Source organism: Mycobacterium sp. smrl_JER01 (assembly GCF_048513595.2).
In the GTDB taxonomy this organism is placed as follows: domain Bacteria; phylum Actinomycetota; class Actinomycetes; order Mycobacteriales; family Mycobacteriaceae; genus Mycobacterium.
Window position 1 is genome coordinate 3,131,439 of record NZ_JBLXXK020000001.1, and the last position, 16,608, is coordinate 3,148,046.

The window sequence follows — 16,608 nt, forward strand, 5'->3', positions numbered from 1 at the left end:
GATGCGTTCCGATGTCCTGCTGATCGCGCGGCCGGGCCGGGCGCCGCACATCGAATGCACCGGCGGGATCGCCGCGCGCCGCACCGGACCGGACACGGTGCACCTGGTGTCGTCGGCGGCGACGCCGCTGGGCGGCGACTCGATCGCGATGCGCGTCGTGGTCGAGGAGGGCGCCCGTCTCAGCGTGCGGACGGTCGCGGCGACGATCACGCTTCCCGGTGCGAGAACTGACGAATCCCATGCGAGCTGGGCCCTCGACGTCGCCGGTGAGCTCGACTTCGACCCGGAGCCGACCATCGTGGCGGCCACCTCACGGCATTTCTGCAGCACCGCCCTGACACTGGCCGGCACCGCAAGGCTGCGGCTGCGCGAGCGGGTGCAGATCGGCAGAACCGGTGAGCGGCAGGGATTCTGGTCGGGGTCGTTGCGGGCAGACGTCGACGGCAGCCCACTGCTGCGGCACCGGGTCGAGCTGGGCGCGGGGTCACCGGCCGATGACGAAATCGCCGCCCCCCGCGCCACCGTCAGCGAATTCCGTTATCCGCACGGCGAATTCGACACCATCGGAGTGTCGCTGGCGTTGGCCGGGGGAGGTTGCCTGGCCACCTGGCAGGGCGAACGGCTCTAGCTGGCCGCCCTCTCGGTCTCCTGCACGGTAGAGGCGATCTCTTCCAGCTCTTCGAGCCGTATTCGGGCATAGGCCTGCTGCTCGGTGATGGTGAGCTGACCGCGTTTGGTCGACAGGAACGTCACCGTCCAGGACAGCAGCGTGGCGATCTTGGTCTTGAATCCGACCAGGTAGACCAGGTGCAGCACCAGCCACGACAACCACGCGATGAATCCACCGAACTCCAGCGGACCCACCTTGGCGACCGCGCTGAACCGCGACACCGTGGCCATCGAGCCCTTGTCGAAGTAGCTGAACGGTTCGCGATGGTCCGGGTCGGCGCCCTTGATCCCGGCGGCGATCGCCTTGGCGGCGTAGCGCCCGCCCTGAATCGCCCCCTGGGCCATACCGGGCACCCCTTCGACGGCCGCCATGTCGCCGACGACGAAAACGTTCGGATGGCCCGGGATCGACAGGTCGGGAAGAACTTTCACACGCCCGGCACGGTCGAGTTCGACACCGGACTGCTCGGCGAGGTCACGGCCCAGCGGGCTGGCCGCCACCCCGGCCGACCAGACCTTGCACGCGGCCTCGATGCGGCGCATGGTCCCGTCGGGATCCTTGACGGTGATGCCGTTTCGGTCGACGTCGGTGACCATCGCGTTGAGCTGAATCTCGACGCCCATCTTCTCCAGGCGAGCCTGGGCCTTCTTGCCGAGCTTCTCGCCCATCGGCGGCAGGACCGCGGGCGCGGCGTCGAGCAGAATCACCCGGGCTTTCGTCGAATCGATGTGACGGAAGGCGCCTTTGAGCGTGTGGTCGGCCAATTCGGCGATCTGCCCGGCCATTTCGACACCTGTCGGTCCCGCACCGACGACCACGAACGTCAGCAGCTTCTCACGTCGAGCCGGATCGCTGGAGCGCTCGGCCTGTTCGAAAGCGCCGAGGATGCGACCGCGCAACTCCAGAGCGTCGTCGATGGACTTCATGCCGGGCGCCCATTCGGCGAAGTGATCGTTGCCGAAGTAGGACTGACCGGCACCGGCTGCGACGATGAGACTGTCGAACGGGGTGATGTAGGTGTGGCCGAGCAATTCGGACCGGACCGTCTTGGTCGCGAGATCGATGCGGCTCACATCGCCGAGCAACACCTGCGCGTTCTTCTGGTTGCGCAGGATGACCCGGGTCGCGGGCGCGATCTCACCCTCGGAGATGATGCCCGTCGCCACTTGGTAGAGCAGCGGCTGGAACAGGTGGTGAGTGGTCCGTGCGATCAACTTGATGTCGACGTCGGCTTTCTTGAGCGCCTTGGCTGCGGTCAAGCCACCGAAACCCGATCCGATGATCACCACCTTGTGGCGATCGGATGGCGTGGCTCCGGGATGACTCATGACTACTCCTTGTCGAGGTCCCGTCCGGACCTGCCTCGGAAACGTTCTTTACCCATTCAGAACAACGGAAATCCTAGTCGCTGCCCTTCCGGGTGGCGCGGTGAGATGCCACACCGCGCCCGAATGTTCACCCGATGCCGAGAGTCAGCCGGTGACCAGCGGTGCGAGGGCCTCTCCCAGAGCGGTGATCTGGCCCTGGTGGTAGCCGACGGTCTTGGTGGGCAGGAACACGATCACCCCGTCGACACCGGCGTCGAGCACCTTCTCCTTGATCTGCTCGGCGATCTGCTCGGGGGTACCCACCACCATGTTCTGCTTGAAGTCCTCGGGGATGATGTCCGTGCTCAGCCCCTCACCGACCACCGCTCCGACCAGCATGCTGGTCTCCAGCGTCGCCGGATCACGGTCGATCGCTTCGCATTTCTGCTTGACGACGTCGACCTTCCTGGACAGCTCGTCGAAACCGGCGATCAGGTTGAGATGGTCGAAGTGGCGCGCAGCCAGTGGGATCGTCTTCTTCTCGCCGCTTCCGCCGATCATCAGCGGAATGTGGTCGCGGAAGCGCGGATTGGCCATGGCCTCCTGTGTGCGGTAGTAGCGGCCGGTAAACGTGGGCCGCTCACCTTTGAGCATCGGCAGGATGATCTCCAGCGCCTCACCGAGCTTGTCGAAGCGGTCGGTGAAGGTGCCGAACTCGTAACCCAGCTGATCGTGTTCGAGTTCGAACCAGCCGGTCCCGATCCCCAGGATGGCGCGGCCCTGGCTGATCACGTCCAGGGTGGTGATGTTCTTGGCCAGCAGCGTGGGGTTGCGGTAGGTGTTCCCGGTGACCAGCGTGCCCAGCTGCACGTTCTGCGTCGCGGTGGAAAGCGCACCCAGGGCGGTATACGCCTCCAACATCGGCTCGTCGGGCGATCCGATCCCGGGCAGTTGATAGAAGTGGTCCATCAGGAACACCGAATCGAAACCGGAGGCGTCGGCCTCTTGGGCCTGTGCGACGACGGTGGGGAACAGGTCGGGCACCCCGGTGCCGTAGGAGAAGTTGTTGATCTGGAGGCCGAGTCGAATCGTCACACGGCCGACCCTACGCAGTCGACGGCGGACGGCGTCGAGTGTTTCACTCGCCGCGAAGGCCGGAATAAACGTCGTCCGGCCGCTGTTGTGAGCGCGCTCAGCCGAAGTGGGCGAGGGCCCCGTGGCTGACGTGCAGCGTCTGACCGGTGATGTGGCGCGCGGCCGGGGTGGTCAGGAACAGCGACAGCCGGGAGATCTCGGCAGCGACCGACGGCGCGGTGCCGGCGAGCCCGGCGTAACCGGGATCCGCGCCGCGGCCGACGGCGACGGCGTTGACCGTGATACCGCGGATGCCGAAATGGTCGGCCTGACCGGCGGTCCAGTCCGAGACGGCGGCCTTGACCGCCGCGGCGGCGCCGCCGTCGCGGATGACATCGGGGATCACGTCGGGGATGACATTGATGATGGACCCGCCGGAGCGCATGTGGTCACCGAGCACCTGCACGGTCAGCATCGGCGCCACCACCCCGGCGTCGAACAGGGCGCGCCATTCGGCGGCGTGGTCGTTCAGCGTGTAGGTGCGCGGATCGCCGGCATTCCAGGTCGGAGCCGGAACGTTGACGATGGTGTCCAGGTGTGCGGGCACCTGCGCATGCAATGCGCCGACCGAAGCCGGATCGGTGCCGTCGAACACCAGCGCATCGACGTCGAGTTCCTTGGCCAGGACTTCCAACTCTTCGCGGCGACGCCCGCCGAGGATGACGCCGTGTCCGGCGTCGCAGAAGCTCTCCGCGATCGCGCGTCCCAGATCGGTGTCACATCCGGTGATCAGAGCATCCATCGTCGGCCCTCCTGTTGTGTTCGACGCTGAACCCCAGCGAGTACCGCCAATGTTACTGGACAGTAGCTAGATACGAAATCGCGGCGCGCCGGGCCGGGCGGCGCCGACCTCCGCCACCGGTAACGTCGACGCCGGTCGGCACGATGATCAGGGGTAGATCAGGGGTAGATGTTGCGGCGGCCGGTGCCCGCCCGGCGCTTCGACCCGCCCCGCCACCCGCGCAGCGCACGCGGGCGGTCTCTCCTGCCAGCAAACTTCAGCGACTGCTCCAACAGGGCTTATGAGCGCAGCAGCAAGGTAACAATTCGGCACATTCTGAGCACCTCACACTTGCGTCACGCCAGCAACACGGTAGTTTCTTCTCCATGGACCAGCCCGACGTGCATCTTCAGCGCCGCAACGGACCGCCGACGTTTCGACGGACGGCACTGACCGGGGCTGCCGCGGCACTGGCCGCGGCGTTGACCGTGCCTGCGGTGGCGTACGCCCAGCCGGCTCCGCCGCCGCCGCCGCCACCCACAGCCGAAGCGCCGCCGGCCGCACCCCCGCCGGCCGCACCGCCACCGGCCGACCCCAACGCACCGGCGCCGGCCGACCCCAACGCACCGGCGCCGGCTGACCCGAATGCCCCGGTCCCGCCGCCGCCACCGCCGGCCGACCCCAATGCGCCCGCGCCGCCGGCCGACCCCAACGCCGCGCCGCCGGCCCCCGGCGATGCTCCCGCGCCGCCGGCCCCCGAGCCGGGGCGGGTGGACAACGCCGCCGGCGGCTTCAGCTACGTCGTCCCCGCCGGCTGGGAGGTTTCCGACTCCACCCAGCTGTCCTACGGTCAGGCCCTGCTCACCAAGCTTCCGGCCGAGGGAGCGCCGCCGGACGCACCGCCGCCCAACGACACCAGTGTGCTGCTCGGCCGGCTCGACCTGAAGCTGTTCGCGGGCGCGGAGAACGACAACACCAAGGCCGCCCAGCGACTCGCCTCCGACATGGGTGAATTCTTCATGCCGTTCCCCGGCACCCGGGTCAACCAGCAGACCGTCCCGCTCGACGCAGCCGGCATGACGGGTGTGGCGTCGTATTACGAGGTGAAGTTCACCGACACCAACAAACCCAACGGACAGATCTGGGCCGGCGTCGTCGGTGAGCCGGTAGCCCCCGGCACACCCCGCGGCCAGCGTGCCCCGGAGCGGTGGTTCGTGGTCTGGCTCGGAACAGCGACAAACCCGATTCCGCAGGCCGAGGCGGTCACTTTGGCCAACTCGATCCGGCCCTGGGCTCCGCCGCCACCTCCGCCGCCCGCGCCGGCCGATCCGAACGCGCCGCTACCCCCGGCGGACCCGAACGCGCCCCCGCCGGACCCGAACGCACCGGCGCCGCGTCCAGCCGTCGGGGTCCCGGTGCCCGTCGATCCGAACACCGCTCCCGGGATGATGCCGCCGGCCTGACCTGTGCCCGTGCCCGGCGATGCTGATCGTTTCCGTTTCGGCGCCTGTTTACATGCCCAATTCGTTACCGGGCGCGGGTATACCTGGGGCCAGGCCCGGTGGCATCCGCCCCGGGTACGGCTCGCGACACGCAGGAGGTCTCGATGGACATGGTTCTCGCATCCGAGGTTCTGGCCCGTTCGACCACGCTGACCAGCGTGGGCTGGATCGGCTACATCATCATCGGCGCGATCGCCGGGTGGATCGCAGGCAAGATCGTCAAGGGCTCCGGCTCGGGCATCCTGATGAACATCGTCATCGGCATCGTCGGTGCGTTGATCGGCGGATTCCTGTTGAGCTTCTTCCTGGACACCGCCGGAGGCGGCTGGTGGTTCACGCTGTTCACCGCGGTTCTCGGCTCGGTGATCCTGCTGTGGGTCGTCGGCAAGTTCAGCAAGACCCGCGCCTGACCGGGTAGCAGCGCGGCGCCGGACGGTCGGCGCCGCGCTGAGACGCGGTCAGGACAAGTGCCAGACCAGCGCGGCAGCCAGGGCGCCCATCCCGTTGAGTGCCCAGTGCAGAGCGATGGGAGCGATCAGGCTGCCACTGCGGCGCCGCAACCAGGTGAACACGAATCCGGCGGCCGTGGTGGCGATCACCGCGCCGAGCACCCCGGCGACCATGCCGAACACACCGCCGCCGAAGATCCGGGTGAACCCGACGTTGCTGGCCGTCAGTCCCAGCGAGGTGGCGATGTGCCACAGGCCGAACAGCAGCGATCCGGCGGCGGCGACTCCCCGCCAGCCCCAGGCGCGGTCCAGCGCGCCGTGTAGCACCCCGCGGAAGGCGAGCTCCTCGGGAATCACGGTCTGCAGCGGGATGATGATCATCGAGGCGATCAGCGCACCGGACAGCGTCGCGTAGTTGTTGTTGAGGAACAGCGGACGCGTCCAAGGAAGCAGCGCGCCGACGGCGATGACGGTGCCGACGAGGGCGACCGCACCGATCGCATAGCCGGCGCCGGCTTTCCAGTGTTCCCGGCCGAGGCCCAACTCCGACCAGCCCAGTCCGCGGGACCTCACCAGGACCAGCAGCGCGACCGCTGCCGCAGGCACCACCGCGACGTTGGCCCACGGGGTGGTGAAGTGCGCGAGCAGGTTCGTCAGGGCCAGCACCACCACCACGACCGCGATGTCGACATAGACGCGGAAGTGGTGCAGCGCCGACAACTGTGCCACCACGGGGTGGGGTGGCGCTGCTGCGGCTGCGACGTCGGTCATAACCGCACCAGGCTACCGGCTATTCGTTGTCACCCCCGGTGGCTGCCGTCGCGTCGGCAGCCGCGGTGCCGAAACCGGATTCTCGCGCCGCCGGCCACACCCAGTCCTTGACCTCGGGGATGTCGTCGCCGAAGGCGCGGGTGTACTCCCGCGCGGCGATGCGCTTGTCGGCCATCTGCTGGCGTAACGGCGCGCACCGCGAGCCCAGCGACGGCACCCGGTCGATCACGTCCATCACCAGGTGGTACCGGTCGAGATCGTTGAGCATCACCATGTCGAACGGGGTGGTGGTGGTCCCTTCCTCCTTGTAGCCGCGGACGTGCAGGTTGGCATGACCGGCGCGTCGGTAGGTGAGGCGGTGGATCAGCCACGGATACCCGTGGTAGGCGAAGATGATCGGTCGGTCGGTGGTGAAGATCATGTCGAAGTCCCGGTCGGTCAGCCCATGCGGATGCTCGGTGGAGTCCTGCAGGCGCATCAGGTCCACGACGTTGACGAACCGGACCTTCAGGTCGGGCAGGTGTTGGCGCAGGATGTCGGCGGCGGCCAGCGCCTCCAGCGTCGGGATGTCCCCGGCGGACGCCAGGACGACGTCGGGATCGGTGCCCAACTGCTCGGAGCCGGCCCATTCCCAGATGCCGAGGCCCCTGGTGCAGTGCGCGACCGCCTGTTCCATGGTCAAGAAGTTGGGGGAGGGCTGTTTGCCCGACACCACGACGTTGACGTACTGGCGCGACCGCAGGCAGTGATCGTAGGTGGACAGCAGCGTGTTGGCGTCCGGCGGCAGGTACACGCGCACCACCTTCGCGCTCTTGTTGACGACATGGTCGATGAAGCCGGGGTCCTGGTGGGAGAACCCGTTGTGGTCCTGGCGCCAGACGTGGCTGGACAGCAGATAGTTCAGGCTCGCGATGGGACGCCGCCACGGGATGTGGTCGGTGACCTTGAGCCATTTGGCGTGCTGGTTGAGCATCGAGTCGACGATGTGGATGAACGCTTCGTAGCAGTTGAACAGGCCGTGTCTGCCGGTGAGCAGGTAGCCCTCCAACCAGCCCTGGCACTGGTGCTCGGACAGCATCTCCACGACCCGTCCGACCCGGTTGAGGTGCTCGTCGACCTCGGGGGAGAGGAACTCGGCGTTCCACTGTTTGTCGGTGGCGTCGTAGACGGCCTGTAGGCGATTGGAGGCGGTCTCGTCGGGCCCGAAGATGCGGAAGTTGTCCGGGTTGCGCCGGATCACCTCGGTCAACCACTGCCCGAGGACGCGGGTGGCCTCGGCGATGGTGGCCCCGGGTGCGGGCACGTCGACAGCGAAGTCCCGGAAATCGGGCAGCCGCAGATCCTTGAGCAGCAGCCCGCCGTTGGCGTGCGGGTTGTCGCTCATCCGCAGCGGGCCGGCCGGGGCCAGTGCGGCGATGTCGGACAGCAGTGTGCCGTGCTCGTCGAACAGCTCCTCGGCACCGTAGGAGCCCAACCAGTCGGCGAGTACCTTGAGGTGTTCGGCGGTGTCGCGGGCGTTGGCCAGCGGAACCTGGTGTGCCCGCCACGAGCCGGTCGTCTTCTTGCCGTCGATGGTGGCCGGTCCGGTCCATCCCTTCGGGGTGCGGAAGACGATCATCGGCCATATCGGACGCGAGTCGTCGCCGGCCGCGGCCCGGGCCTTGATGTCGGCGATCTCGTCGAGTACGTCGTCGAGCAGCGTCGCGAACCGCCGGTGCGCGTCGGCGTGATCGGCCTGCGCCGGGGTGTCGTCGGGGACCTCGAAGAAGTACGGCCGGTGGCCGTACCCGACCATCAGGCTGCGCAGCTCGTCTTCGGGGATGCGGGCCAGCACCGTCGGGTTGGCGATCTTGTACCCGTTGAGGTGCAGGATCGGCAGCACCACGCCGTCCCGGGCCGGATTGGTCAGCTTGTTGGAGTGCCAGCTGGTCGCCAGCGGTCCCGTCTCGGCCTCCCCGTCGCCGACCACCGCGGCCACCAGCAGGTCCGGGTTGTCGAACGCCGCGCCGTAGGCGTGCGACAACACGTAGCCGAGCTCACCGCCCTCGTGGATCGAACCGGGCGTCTCGGGCGCCACATGCGACGGGATGCCGCCGGGGAACGAGAACTGCCGGAACAGCCGGCGCATCCCTTCGACATCCTGGGTGATGTCGGGGTAGATCTCGCTGTAGGTGCCGTCGAGGTAGGCGTTGGCCACCAGCCCGGGCCCGCCGTGTCCCGGACCGGTCAGATAGATCGTCGACTGAGCGCGCTCATTGATGACCCGGTTGAGGTGCGCGTAGAGGAAGTTCAGACCCGGAGTGGTGCCCCAATGGCCCAGCAACCGCGGTTTGACGTCCTCGGGGGTCAGGGACGTGCGCAGCAGCGGATTGTCCAGCAGATAGATCTGCCCCACCGACAGATAGTTCGCGGCACGCCACCACCGGTCGAGCCGGCCGATCGCCTCATCGCCGAGTGGTCGGCGTTCCACCGTCTTCCAGGCAGCGGTCTTCGAGGCGGCGGTCGCCGCGGCTTGATGGCTGCCCTGGGTTGTGGTCGCGGTAGTCATCTCTCCATCCAACACAGCTTCGGGATCGGGTCAACTCGTACCCGGTGGCGCGCGCGTTAATCTTTGGTCCATCGATATCGTGTTCGGGTGCCCGAGGATGCGCCGCTGGCGTCGCTGCGCGTGCTCGACCTGGCGGTCGGGGCCGCCGACGCGGTCGGCCGCCTGCTGGCCGACCTCGGCGCCGACGTCCTCAAGATCGAACCGCCCGGTGCGGCATCGCGCCGGACCGCGGCGCCTACCGTCGCCGGGATCGGCATCGCGTTCACCCTCGCCAACGCCAACAAGCGCTGCGCACAACTGGATCCGGCGAGCGACGACCACCGGGAACGATTTCTGCGGCTCGCCCAGACCGCCGACATCGTCATCGAATCGCCACCCGGCGGCGGCGCCGGCCGGTTCGGTATCCCCGGCCGTCAGCTCGCCGAGACTCTCGATCACCTGGTGGTGCTCTCGGTCACCGACTTCGGTGCAACCGGACCCTACGCGCCGTGGCTGGCGACCGACGCGGTGCTTTATGCGCTGTCCTCGACGCTGTCGCGTACCGGCCCGACCTCGGGCACGCCGGTGCTGCCACCGGACGGTCCCGCCTCGGGCACCGCCGCGGTCCAGGCCTCCTGGGCGGCATTGGCGGCTTACTACGACCGATTACGTAGTGGCAGAGGCGAGTACATCGACTTCTCCCGCTTCGAGGCCGTCGTGCAGGCGTTGGATCCACCGTTCGGTGTGGAGGGTCAGGCCGCAGTGGGTGTGAAACCACCCGAGCAGCTGTGGCGGGGCAGACCCCGCAATCAACAGATCTACCCGACCTTCAGGTGCCGCGACGGATACGTCCGACTGTGCCTGCTCTCGCCCCGGCAGTGGCGGGCGATGTGGACCTGGCTGGGGGAGCCTGAGCAGTTTGCGGATCCGCGGTTGGAGACCATCGCCGGCCGGTACGCCGCATCCCAGGAGTTGAACACCGCCATCGGCGCACTGTTCAGTTCGGTCGACACCACCGATCTGGTGACCCAGGGGCGGGCGCGCGGCGTCCCGGTGGCCGCCGTGCTGGAGCCGGCAGACGTGTTGTCCACCAGACATTTCAACGAGATCGGCGCGTTCGCCGAGGAAACGCTGGCACCCGGGGTCAACGTCACGGTGCCGGTCGGTCCGTTCGCAGTCGATGGCGTGCGGCACGGCTACCGAAAGCCGCCACCGCCCCTGGGTTCGGATCCCCCCGGGTGGATCTCGGGGCGCGGGATGTCCGATCCGCGGACGCAACTCCCGGCCGCGCAGCCGGGGTCGCGACCGTTCGAGGGTCTGCGCATACTCGACCTCGGCGTCATCGTCGCCGGGGGAGAGCTCGGTCGGCTGTTCGCCGACCTCGGAGCCGAGGTCGTCAAGGTGGAGAGCCCCGCCTACCCGGACGGACTACGACAGACACCGCCGGGAGCGGCGGTCAGCCGGTCGTGGGCGCTGGCCCATCGCAACGAGGAGAGCCTGGGTCTGGATCTGCGTCATGCCGACGGCGCCGAGGTTTTCCGTGGCCTGGTGCGTCGCTGCGATGCGGTGTTCGCCAACTTCAAACCGGGAACACTTGCCGACCTTGGATTCTCTTACGAGGTACTGCGCGAACTCAATCCCGGTATCGTGCTGGCCGAGAGCAGCGCGTTCGGGGAGGGCGGACCGTGGAGTGCGCAGATGGGCTATGGACCGCTGGTGCGGGCATCCAGTGGCGTGACCCGACTGTGGACGTCATGCGACGCCGATCCGGACGCCTGCTATGACGCCACCACGGTCTTCCCTGATCACATCGTGGGTCGCCTCACCGCCATCGGGGCGCTGGCCGCGCTGATCCGGCGCCGCACCGGATACGGCGCGGGCGCACACGTGCACATCTCCCAGGCCGAGGCGGCGATCAACCAGCTCGCCCCCGCATACGTCATCGAATCCGCCTGCGGCGCAGGGCTTTCGGTCGAACTGCCGGAGTCGGTGGTGGAGGCGGTGTTTCCGTGCGCCGGTGCCGACCAGTGGTGCGTGATCTCGTTGCGCACACCGTCGGATCGCGCGACGGTGGCCGCCCTGATCGGCCACGACAGCCTGCCCGCCGACCGCTCGGAACTGATCGCCGCGGTGTCCCGGTGGACGTCAACGCAGGAAGGGAGAGCCGTCGCCGAGTCGCTGCAGCGGCTCGGGGTGGCCGCAGCACCGATGAACCGGGCAGCCGACGTCCTCACGGATCCGCAGATCGTGCACCGCGGGCTCTTCACCGAGATGACTCATCCGCTGCTCGATCACGCCATTCCTGCCGAGACCTCGCCGGCCCCGTTCACCCGGATTCCGGGCGCCGATTTGCGGCCGGCCCCGATGCCGGGTGAGCACACCCATGAGATCTGTCACAGACTGCTGGGCTTGAGTCCCGAGCAGGTCGATGCTCTGATCACCGACGGTGCGCTGTTCGCCTACCAGAAGAAGAACTAAGGAGGCCCTTCCGCCATGCCCATCGATCCCCGGACTCCGGTCCTTGTCGGCTACGGCCAGGTCAACCAGCGCACCGAGGAGCCGTCGGTGGAACCGGTGGACCTCATGGCGGCGGCGGCCAGGGCGGCCGCCGACCCCCGGGTGCTGGAAGCGGTGGACGCCGTGCGCGTGGTGAACCTGCTGTCCTGGCGCTACCGCGATCCCGGACTCCTTCTGGCACAACGCATTCACGCCGACAAGGCGGCGACCCGCTACACCGGGATCGGCGGCAACGTCCCGCAGACCCTGGTGAATCTGGCCTGCCTGGACATCCAGCGCGGCCGCAACGACGTGGTGCTGATCGCCGGCGCCGAGACGTGGCGTACGCGGACGCGGATGCGCGTCGAGGGCAGGAAGCAGAACTGGACCCGCCAGGATGAGTCGGTGCCGATGGCCACCGGGTCCGACGATGTGATGCCAATGGCGGGTCCCGGGGATCTCAAGATCTCCCTCGACCGCCCGGCGTACGTGTATCCGATGTTCGAACAGGCCATCCGAATCGCTGCCGGTGAGGCACCGCTGGATCACCGCCGCCGCATCGGCGAGCTGTGGGCGCAGTTCTCCGCCGTGGCGGCCGGCAATCCGCACGCGTGGAGCCGCGAAGCGCTGCGTGCCGAGCAGATCTGGCAGCCGTCGCCGACGAACCGGATGATCAGCTGGCCGTACACCAAGCTGATGAACTCGAACAACATGGTCGATCAGGGCGCGGTGCTGATCCTGGCTTCGGTCGAGAAGGCCCGGTACCTGCAGATCCCGCAGGAGCGCTGGGTCTTTCCCTACGCCGGCGCGGATTCCCATGACACCTACGCGATCGGGGAACGCGCCCAGTTTCACACCTCCCCGGCCATCCGCGTCGCGGGCAAGCGGGCATTGGAGCTCGCCGGGGCCGGCATCGACGATATGGATCTGATCGACGTGTATTCGTGCTTTCCGTCGGCGGTCCAGGTCGCGGCCCGCGAGCTGGGGCTACCGATCGGCGACGCGTCGCGCCCGCTGACCGTCACCGGCGGTTTGACGTTCGCCGGCGGGCCGTGGAACAACTACGTCACCCACTCCATCGCCACCATGGCCGAACGGCTGGCGGCCGCCCCGGGTCAGCGCGGCCTGATCACCGCCAACGGTGGTTACCTGACCAAGCACAGCTTCGGTGTATACGGCACCGAACCACCCACGCACGAATTCCGCTGGGAGGACGTGCAGTCCGAGGTCGACGCGCTACCGACCCGCGCCGCAGTGGTGGACTGGAGCGGTGTCGGCACAATCGAGACATGGACGACCCCGGTCGACCGGGACGGTAATCCGGAGAAGGCTTTCCTCGCGGTGCGCACCCCGGAGGATGCCCGGGTGCTCGCCGTGATTTCCGACCCGTCCCAAGCACAGGCCACGGTGACCGAGGACATCGCAGGCGCCCGGGTGCGCGTACACCACGACGGCACGGCTGCCCTGCTCTGATCAGAGCAACCCGAGCGCGGTGACCGCATCGCGTTCGGCCCGCAGTTCGTCGACGGAGGCGTCGATGCGGGCCCGCGAGAACGGGTTGATGTCGAGTCCTTCGACGATCTCCCAGCGTCCACCCACGGAGCGGCACGGGAAGGAGCACACCAGCCCCTCGTCGACCCCGTAGACACCGGGGGAGGGCAGTGCCACCGACGTCCAGTCCCCCTCGGGGGTCCCGTGCACCCAGTCGTCGATGTGGTCGATCGCGCCGTTGGCGGCCGACGCCGCCGAGCTGGCGCCACGGGCCTCGATGATGGCTGTGCCACGACGCGCCACCGTGGGGATGAAATCGTCGGTGAGCCAACGGGTGTCTGCGGCGTAGTCGGCACCGGCGCGGCCGCCGACCACCGAGTGGAAGATGTCCGGGTACTGTGTCGGAGAGTGGTTGCCCCAGATGATCATTCGGGTGATGTCGGTGACCGGCACGCCTGAGTGGCGGGCCATCGCCGCGACCGCGCGGTTGTGGTCGAGCCGGGTCAGCGCGGTGAACCGATCGCGCGGGATGTCGGGGGCGTGTGCGGAGGCGACCAGCGCATTGGTGTTGGCCGGGTTGCCCACGACGAGCACCCGGACGTCCGCCCCGGCGCCGGCGTTGAGGGCTCTACCTGCGGTCGCGAAGATCTGGGCGTTGGCGCCGAGCAGGTCGGCACGCTCCATACCCTGGGTACGCGGTCTGGCGCCGATGAGCAGCGCGACGTCGGCACCGTCGAAGGCGCGGACCGGGTCGTCGTGGATCTCGGTGGCGGCCAGCAGCGGGAACGCACCGTCCTCGAGCTCCATCACCACGCCCTCGGCGGCGCGCACGGCATCGGGTAGCTCCAGCAGGCGAAGCAGGACAGGCGTCTGATGGCCGAGCATCGCGCCGGCGGCGATGCGAAACAGCGCGGCGTATCCGATCTGACCTGCCGCTCCGGTGACGACGACGGTGACTGGTGAGGTGGGCATGAGCGCCAACCCTAGTCAGGGCAGGTCGGTGCAATGCGGGGTGCAAACGTCGGCAGAGACGAGTGAACCCGTGAACCCGGTGGCGAGCGTGCGTGTCTGCGGCCGACACACCGTGTCGAAACCCCACAACACGCACGCTCGCCGGCAACTCGGGGGCCGGAAACCCTTCGCCGGGAACGTCTACGCCGCCGACGCCGCCCCGGTCGCCGCCCCGGTCGCCGGCTCCAGGGCCTGCGCGACGATCTCGGCGACATCGGTCATCGGCCTGACGTCGAGCGCCTCCAGCACCTCTGCCGGCACATCGTCGAGATCGGCTTCGTTGCGCTGCGGAATGAACACCGTCGACAGCCCGGCCCGTTGCGCGGCCAGCAGCTTCTGCTTGACCCCACCGATCGGCAACACCCGCCCGTTGAGCGTGACCTCACCGGTCATTCCGACATCGGCACGCACCTGACGCCCAGTCGCCATCGAGACCAGCGCGGTCACCATGGTGACACCGGCCGACGGGCCGTCCTTGGGCACTGCACCCGCCGGCACGTGCACGTGGATCTGGCGATCCAGCGCCCTCGGGTCGACACCCAACTGCTCGGCGTGCGCCCTGACGTAGGACAGCGCGATCTGTGCCGACTCCTTCATGACATCGCCCAGCTGCCCGGTCAACTTCAGCCCTGCTTCGGCATCCACCGACCCGGCCTCGATGTAGAGCACGTCACCGCCCAGGCCCGTGACTGCCAAACCGGTCGCCACCCCGGGCACCGCGGTCCGTTCGTCGGAGTCCGGGGTGAACCGCGGACGGCCCAGGTAGGCAACCAGATCGGGCTCGTCGATGGTCACCGGCGCGGGATCCTGGTCCAGCTTGGTGGTGACCTTACGCAGCGCCTTGGCCAGCAGCCGCTCGAACTGCCGCACACCCGGCTCGCGGGTGTAGTCGGCGGCGATCTTCCGCAGCGCCGCGTCGGTGACCGTGACGTCGTCGGCGGTCAACGCGGCCCGCTCGGACTGCCGGGGCAACAGGTAGTCGCGGGCGATCGCCACCTTGTCGTCGGCGGTGTAGCCATCGATCGTCACCAATTCCATGCGGTCCAACAGGGCTGACGGGATGTTCTCGACGACGTTGGCGGTCGCCAGGAACACCACGTCGGACAGGTCCAGATCCAGATCCAGATAGTGGTCACGGAAGGTGTGGTTCTGTGCCGGATCGAGCACCTCCAGCAGTGCGGCCGACGGATCGCCGCGGTAATCGGAACCCACCTTGTCGATCTCGTCGAGCAGCACCACGGGATTCATCGATCCCGCCTCGCCGATGGCCCGCACGATACGACCCGGCAGCGCGCCGACGTAGGTGCGCCGATGCCCACGGATCTCTGCCTCGTCGCGGACACCGCCGAGAGCGACGCGCACGAACTTGCGACCCAAGGCGCGGGCCACCGACTCGCCGAGGGAGGTCTTGCCGACACCCGGGGGACCGGCGAGCACCATCACCGCGCCGGAGCCCCGGCCGCCGACGACAGCCAGGCCGCGCTGGGCGCGGCGGGCCCGCACCGCCAGATACTCCACGATGCGGTCCTTGACGTCGTCGAGGCCGTGATGGTCGGTGTCCAGAATCTCCCTGGCGGCCTTCAGATCGGTCGAATCCTCGGTGGCGACGTTCCACGGAAGATCCAGCACGGTGTCCAACCAGGTGCGGATCCAGCCACCCTCGGGACTCTGGTCACTGGAGCGTTCCAGCTTCCCGACCTCACGAAGCGCGGCCTCGCGCACCTTCTCGGGAAGATCCGCGGCCTCGATCCGGGACCGGTAGTCAGCGTCCCCCTCCTGGCCATCAGGACCCAACTCGCCGAGTTCCCTGCGGATGGCGGCCAGCTGCTGGCGCAGCAGGAACTCCTTGTGCTGCTTGTCCATTCCGGCCCGGACGTCCTCGGCGATCTTGTCGTTCACCTCGGTCTCGGCCAGATGCTCACCGGTCCACCCGATCAGCAGGCGCAGCCGCTGGGAGACGTCTTCGGTCTCCAGCAGCTCACGCTTCTGCACATCGCTGAGGTAGGACGCGTAACCTGCGGTGTCGGCCAGCGCGGACGGATCGGTGATCTTGTTGACCACATCGACGATCTGCCAGGCCTCCCGACGCTGCAGCATCGCCAGCAGCAACTTCTTGTACTCGGCCGCCAGTGTCCTGGCGTCGTCGCCGACTTCGGCGTCGGGCACCTCGGTGACCTCGACCCACAGGGCGGTACCGGGACCGGTGGTCCCCGCACCGATGTGGGCGCGCCGCTCACCGCGCACAACGGCGGCCGCACCGCCGCCGGGGACGCGCCCGACCTGCACGATCGAGGCGATCACCCCGTAGGTGGGGTAGCGATCGTCCAGTCGCGGGGCGATCAGCAGCTTGCCGGACTCGCTGGCCTGCGCGGCGTCGACCGCGGCGCGGGCGGCGTCGTCGAGTTCGATCGGCACCACCATTCCGGGCAGCACGATCGGCTCGCTGACAAACAGCATCGGCACTTGCAGTGCTTCAGGCATCAAACCTCCAGTGTTCAATCCAACCCAAAGTTGAACCTGCTGCGCTCA

At 68.3% G+C, this 16,608-nt stretch carries 12 protein-coding genes; 5 read left to right on the forward strand and 7 right to left on the reverse strand.

The window, feature by feature from the left end; all coding sequences use genetic code 11:
- The first annotated feature begins 1 nt into the window (after nt 1).
- The gene (locus ACNUDN_RS14665; protein WP_419122612.1) at nt 2-628 is read left to right on the forward strand and encodes an urease accessory protein UreD; all 627 of its coding nucleotides are present in this window, start codon (nt 2-4) and stop codon (nt 626-628) included.
- Here the strand turns inward: ACNUDN_RS14665 and ACNUDN_RS14670 are convergent.
- From ACNUDN_RS14670 to ACNUDN_RS14680, 3 genes are all read right to left on the reverse strand, one after another.
- The gene (locus ACNUDN_RS14670; RefSeq protein WP_419122613.1) at nt 625-1,998 is read right to left on the reverse strand and encodes an NAD(P)/FAD-dependent oxidoreductase; all 1,374 of its coding nucleotides are present in this window, start codon (nt 1,996-1,998) and stop codon (nt 625-627) included. The two genes, ACNUDN_RS14665 and ACNUDN_RS14670, sit on opposite strands and share 4 nt — an antisense overlap.
- 144 nt (nt 1,999-2,142) lie before the next feature.
- Nucleotides 2,143-3,072 (reverse strand): LLM class F420-dependent oxidoreductase, encoded by a 930-nt coding sequence (locus tag ACNUDN_RS14675; protein WP_419122614.1) that lies wholly within the window; start codon nt 3,070-3,072, stop codon nt 2,143-2,145.
- Nucleotides 3,073-3,169: 97 nt separating this feature from the next.
- Nucleotides 3,170-3,853, reverse strand: a complete 684-nt coding sequence (locus ACNUDN_RS14680; protein ID WP_419122615.1) for an SDR family oxidoreductase — start codon at nt 3,851-3,853, stop codon at nt 3,170-3,172.
- A 365-nt stretch (nt 3,854-4,218) separates the two neighbouring features.
- On the opposite strand from ACNUDN_RS14680, the gene ACNUDN_RS14685 reads away from it, so the two are divergent.
- Nucleotides 4,219-5,295, forward strand: a complete 1,077-nt coding sequence (locus ACNUDN_RS14685) for an APA family fibronectin-binding glycoprotein (protein ID WP_419122616.1) — start codon at nt 4,219-4,221, stop codon at nt 5,293-5,295.
- Between the two features lie 143 nt (nt 5,296-5,438).
- Nucleotides 5,439-5,744: a GlsB/YeaQ/YmgE family stress response membrane protein gene (locus ACNUDN_RS14690; protein ID WP_419122617.1), complete on the forward strand. Its 306-nt coding sequence runs from the start codon at nt 5,439-5,441 to the stop codon at nt 5,742-5,744.
- A 48-nt stretch (nt 5,745-5,792) separates the two neighbouring features.
- Here ACNUDN_RS14690 and ACNUDN_RS14695 read toward each other — a convergent pair whose 3' ends face one another.
- Both ACNUDN_RS14695 and ACNUDN_RS14700 read right to left on the reverse strand, forming a co-directional pair.
- On the reverse strand, nt 5,793-6,554 hold the full coding sequence (locus ACNUDN_RS14695) for a CPBP family intramembrane glutamic endopeptidase (protein ID WP_419122618.1): 762 nt from the start codon (nt 6,552-6,554) through the stop codon (nt 5,793-5,795).
- Between the two features lie 19 nt (nt 6,555-6,573).
- The gene (locus tag ACNUDN_RS14700) at nt 6,574-9,102 is read right to left on the reverse strand and encodes a phosphoketolase family protein (RefSeq protein ID WP_419122619.1); all 2,529 of its coding nucleotides are present in this window, start codon (nt 9,100-9,102) and stop codon (nt 6,574-6,576) included.
- Between the two features lie 87 nt (nt 9,103-9,189).
- On the opposite strand from ACNUDN_RS14700, the gene ACNUDN_RS14705 reads away from it, so the two are divergent.
- Nucleotides 9,190-11,559: a CaiB/BaiF CoA transferase family protein gene (locus ACNUDN_RS14705; RefSeq protein ID WP_419122620.1), complete on the forward strand. Its 2,370-nt coding sequence runs from the start codon at nt 9,190-9,192 to the stop codon at nt 11,557-11,559.
- Nucleotides 11,560-11,574: 15 nt separating this feature from the next.
- The gene (locus ACNUDN_RS14710) at nt 11,575-13,050 is read left to right on the forward strand and encodes an acetyl-CoA acetyltransferase (protein WP_419122621.1); all 1,476 of its coding nucleotides are present in this window, start codon (nt 11,575-11,577) and stop codon (nt 13,048-13,050) included.
- Here ACNUDN_RS14710 and ACNUDN_RS14715 read toward each other — a convergent pair whose 3' ends face one another.
- Complete coding sequence (locus tag ACNUDN_RS14715) at nt 13,051-14,040, reverse strand: malate dehydrogenase (protein WP_419122622.1); 990 nt, start codon at nt 14,038-14,040, stop codon at nt 13,051-13,053.
- Nucleotides 14,041-14,220: 180 nt separating this feature from the next.
- Nucleotides 14,221-16,560 (reverse strand): endopeptidase La, encoded by a 2,340-nt coding sequence (lon, locus tag ACNUDN_RS14720; RefSeq protein ID WP_419122623.1) that lies wholly within the window; start codon nt 16,558-16,560, stop codon nt 14,221-14,223.
- Nucleotides 16,561-16,608 lie beyond the last annotated feature (48 nt).